The organism is Actinosynnema sp. (genome assembly GCF_052038725.1).
This window is the reverse complement of record NZ_JBQGCX010001019.1, coordinates 1-3,421: the sequence shown is the minus strand read 5'-3', so window position 1 is coordinate 3,421 and position 3,421 is coordinate 1. Positions and strand designations below refer to the sequence as shown.

The 3,421-nt window shown below is 72.2% G+C and carries 5 protein-coding genes and 1 pseudogene; 2 read left to right on the top strand and 4 right to left on the bottom strand.

The window, feature by feature from the left end; genetic code table 11:
• Positions 1-481: TIGR03089 family protein (locus ACTUAL_RS21565; protein ID WP_440901519.1), on the top strand; the 481-nt coding region annotated here is incomplete at its 5' end.
• Between the two features lie 81 nt (positions 482-562).
• Here the strand turns inward: ACTUAL_RS21565 and ACTUAL_RS21560 are convergent.
• Positions 563-988 (bottom strand): DoxX family protein, encoded by a 426-nt coding sequence (locus tag ACTUAL_RS21560; protein ID WP_096496940.1) that lies wholly within the window; start codon positions 986-988, stop codon positions 563-565.
• A gap of 124 nt (positions 989-1,112) precedes the next feature.
• Between ACTUAL_RS21560 and ACTUAL_RS21555 the strand changes: the two genes are divergently transcribed.
• A complete protein-coding gene (locus tag ACTUAL_RS21555) occupies positions 1,113-1,466 on the top strand; it encodes an ArsR/SmtB family transcription factor (protein ID WP_096496941.1) in 354 nt (117 codons plus the stop codon).
• Positions 1,467-1,521: 55 nt separating this feature from the next.
• Here ACTUAL_RS21555 and ACTUAL_RS21550 read toward each other — a convergent pair whose 3' ends face one another.
• From ACTUAL_RS21550 to ACTUAL_RS21540, 3 genes and pseudogenes are all read right to left on the bottom strand, one after another.
• Positions 1,522-2,685 (bottom strand): acyl-CoA dehydrogenase, encoded by a 1,164-nt coding sequence (locus ACTUAL_RS21550; protein WP_096496942.1) that lies wholly within the window; start codon positions 2,683-2,685, stop codon positions 1,522-1,524.
• A 34-nt stretch (positions 2,686-2,719) separates the two neighbouring features.
• A complete protein-coding gene (purE, locus tag ACTUAL_RS21545; protein WP_440901518.1) occupies positions 2,720-3,241 on the bottom strand; it encodes a 5-(carboxyamino)imidazole ribonucleotide mutase in 522 nt (173 codons plus the stop codon).
• A pseudogene (locus tag ACTUAL_RS21540) lies at positions 3,238-3,421 on the bottom strand (5-(carboxyamino)imidazole ribonucleotide synthase); the annotation flags it as partial. The gene purE and the pseudogene ACTUAL_RS21540, both read right to left, overlap by 4 nt.

Sequence of the window (3,421 nt, the reverse complement as noted above, 5' to 3'; positions counted from 1 at the left end):
GCTCGGGGTGCTGCTGGGGGCCTGGTGGTGCGGGGCGTCGGTGGTCGACGCGCCCGCCGGGGCGAAGGTGGCACTGGTCGCGCCGGGTGGTGAGGCGCCCGGTGCGGAGGTCACGTCCGTGGTGTCCTTGCACCCGATGGGGCTGGGCACCGGCACGCCCGGTGACTTCCTGGACGAGGTGCGGATGTTCGGCGACGACTTCGTCCCGCACGCGCCGGTTCCGGGGAGCACGGCGGCGCTGGGGTGGTCGACGGTGGACGAGGTGGTCGCGGAGGCGAGATCCAGGGCCGCGGTGCTCGGGATCGGGCCGGGGACGCGGGCGCTGTCCACGGTGGAGTGGAACCAGCCGGACGGGCTGCTGAACGGGGTGCTGGCGGTGCTGGCGGGCGGCGGGTCGCTGGTGCAGTGCAGCAACCCGAACCCGGACCTGCTGCCCGGCAGGCGGGCCAGCGAGCGGACGACGATCGACCTGGTGGGCTGACGGTTCTCACCCGGACGTGGAAGAGCCTGAGGTCGACGGTGACCTCAGGCTCTCGGCTTTCCGGGGTTGTGGCGCGGCGGGTCAGATCCGGGCGGGCTCGGAGCGCTTGCCGCGGATCAGGTGGTCGACGGAGAAGCGACCGCCGTTGAAGCCCAGGGCGATCGCCGAGACGGCGAGCACGAGGACCAGCTCGTAGCCGCCCTCGCCGAGGAGGCCGTTGGGCAGGTGGACGAGGAGCAGCGCGCCGAGGACCGGGATCGCCAGCAGGACGCCCACGAACGGCAGGCCAGCGCCGACGATCAGCAGGGTGCCGCCGATCAGCTCGACGAGCGCGGCGAACCAGGCGGACAGGGCGGGGGCGGGGATGCCCATGCCCTCGAAGGCCGCGGCCGTGCCGTCCATGCCCCACTCGGAGACCTTCTGCCAGCCGTGCGCCACGAAGACGGCGCCCACGCCGATCCGGCCGATGAGCGCGGCGGTGTCGCGGATCGTGTCGGACTTGTTCATGGGGCCGAAGGTATATGAAAGTTCAACTAACACTGCCCCGAACGGCGGGCCTGACAGCAACCCGACAGGTGGAGCGCGCGGGACGTGGTTAACTTAACCGGGTGGTTAACGAAGGGGGCACGCCGTGGCCGACGACCCGCTGAGCACGACCTTCGCCGCGCTGGCCGACCCGACCAGGCGCGCGATCCTGGCGAGGCTGACCGAGGGCCCGGCGACGGTGAAGGAGCTGTCCGCGCCGCTGCCGATGAGCGGCCCGGCGGTGTCCAAGCACCTGAAGGTGCTGGAGCGGGCGGGCCTGATCACGCGCGGCCGTGACGCCCAGTGGCGCCCGTGCGAGCTGTCGGCGGAGCCGCTGCGCGAGGTGGCGGAGTGGGCGGAGGGCTTCCGGGGGTTCTGGGACGCGAGCTACCGGAAGCTGGACGCGTACCTGGCGGGGATGGCCGGGGAGGCGCCACCGGAGCGGCGGGACGCCCCCTGACCGCCCACCCGCGCCCGACGACCGGGGGCTGCGGGTGGGCGGGCGTCCGGAGCGCTCAGCCCTTGAGCAGCGACCGCGACATCACGACCCGCTGCACCTGGTTGGTCCCCTCGTAGATCTGCGTGATCTTCGCGTCCCGCATCATCCGCTCCACCGGGAAGTCCCGCGTGTACCCGGCCCCGCCGAACAGCTGCACCGCGTCCGTCGTCACCTCCATCGCCACGTCGGACGCGAAGCACTTCGCCGCCGCCGTGATGAACCCGAGGTCCGGTTCCCCCCGCTCGGCCTTCGCCGCCGCGACGTACACCATGTGCCGGGCCGCCTCGACCTTCATCGCCATGTCGGCCAGCATGAACTGCACGCCCTGGAAGTCCGAGATCGACCGGCCGAACTGCTTGCGGTCCTTCACGTACGCGATCGCCTGGTCCAGCGCCCCCTGCGCGATGCCCACCGCCTGCGCGCCGATCGTCGGCCGGGTGTGGTCCAGGGTGCGCAGGGCCGTCTTCAGGCCGGTGCCGGGCTCGCCGATGATCCGGTCCGCCGGGATCTCGCAGTTCTCGAAGTGGATCTCGCGGGTGGGCGAGCCCTTGATCCCGAGCTTGCGCTCCTTGGACCCGACCGAGAAGCCGGGGTCGTCCTTGTGCACCACGAACGCCGAGATGCCCTGGGACTTCTTCGGCGCGTCGGGGTCCGTGACAGCCATGACCGTGTACCAGGTGGACTCGCCCGCGTTGGTGATCCAGCACTTGGTGCCGTTGAGCACCCACCGGTCGCCCTCGAGCCGCGCCCGCGCCCGCATCGACGCGGTGTCCGAGCCCGCCTCTCGCTCGGACAGCGCGTACGACGCCATGGCCTCGCCCGCCGCGATGGACGGCAGGACCTGCCGCTTCAGCTCCTCCGAGCCGGCCAGGATGATCGGCATCGTGCCGAGCTTGTTGACCGCCGGGATGAGCGAGGAGGACGCGCAGACCCGCGCGACCTCCTCGATCACGATGCACGTGGCCACCGAGTCGGCGCCCTGCCCGTCGTAGTCCTCGGGCACGTGGACCGCCGAGAAACCGGCCTTGACCAGCGCGGACAGCGCCTCGACGGGGAACCTCTCCCGCTCGTCGACGTCCGCCGCGTGCGGGGCGATCTCCTTCTCGGCGAGCGAGCGGATCGCCTCGCGCAGGGCGTCGTGCTCCTCGGCGAGCTGGTAGGTGCCGAAGCTCGGGTCCACTTGTTACCTCCCAGTAAGTTCCACTGGGAGGATGTTAGCGCGCGTTCACCCCCGTGTCCGGGCGACCTTCGACCAGCGCCTTCAGCGCCGCGTCCTTGCCGAGCACCATCTCCTCCAGCGACGCCTGGTACGCCGCCATCCGCTCCCGCAGCTCCGGGTCGGACGCGCCCAGCACCCGCACCGCGAGCAAGCCCGCGTTGCGCGCCCCGCCGACCGACACCGTTGCGACCGGCACCCCGGCGGGCATCTGCACGATGGACAGCAGCGAGTCCATGCCGTCCAGGTGCTTGAGCGGCACCGGCACGCCGATCACCGGCAGCGGCGTCGCCGAGGCGACCATGCCGGGCAGGTGCGCCGCCCCGCCCGCGCCCGCGATGATCACCTGCAGGCCGCGCCCGGCGGCCGACGTCGCGTAGTCCAGCATCCGCTGCGGGGTCCGGTGCGCCGAGTACACACCCACCTCGAACGTCACGCCGAACTCGGCCAGCGCCTCGGTGGCGGCCCCCATCACGGGCCAGTCCGAGTCGCTGCCCATGATCACGCCTACCTGCGTCACGCCTGTCCTCCGTGGATGTCGTACCCGTCGAGCCACACGCCGTCGGACAGCCAGTGCGCGGCGAGCCTCGCCCGCTCCCGCACGTCCGCCATGCGCTCCCCCAGCAGGGTGACGTGGCCGATCTTGCGGCCCGGCCGCTCCTCCTTGCCGTACAGGTGCACGCGCACGTCGGGGAACCGG

Bases quoted from the DNA above. Each gene is read 5' to 3' on its own strand.
- ACTUAL_RS21560 (WP_096496940.1), bottom strand. From the start codon at position 988: ATGAACAAGTCCGACACGATCCGCGACACCGCCGCGCTCATCGGCCGG.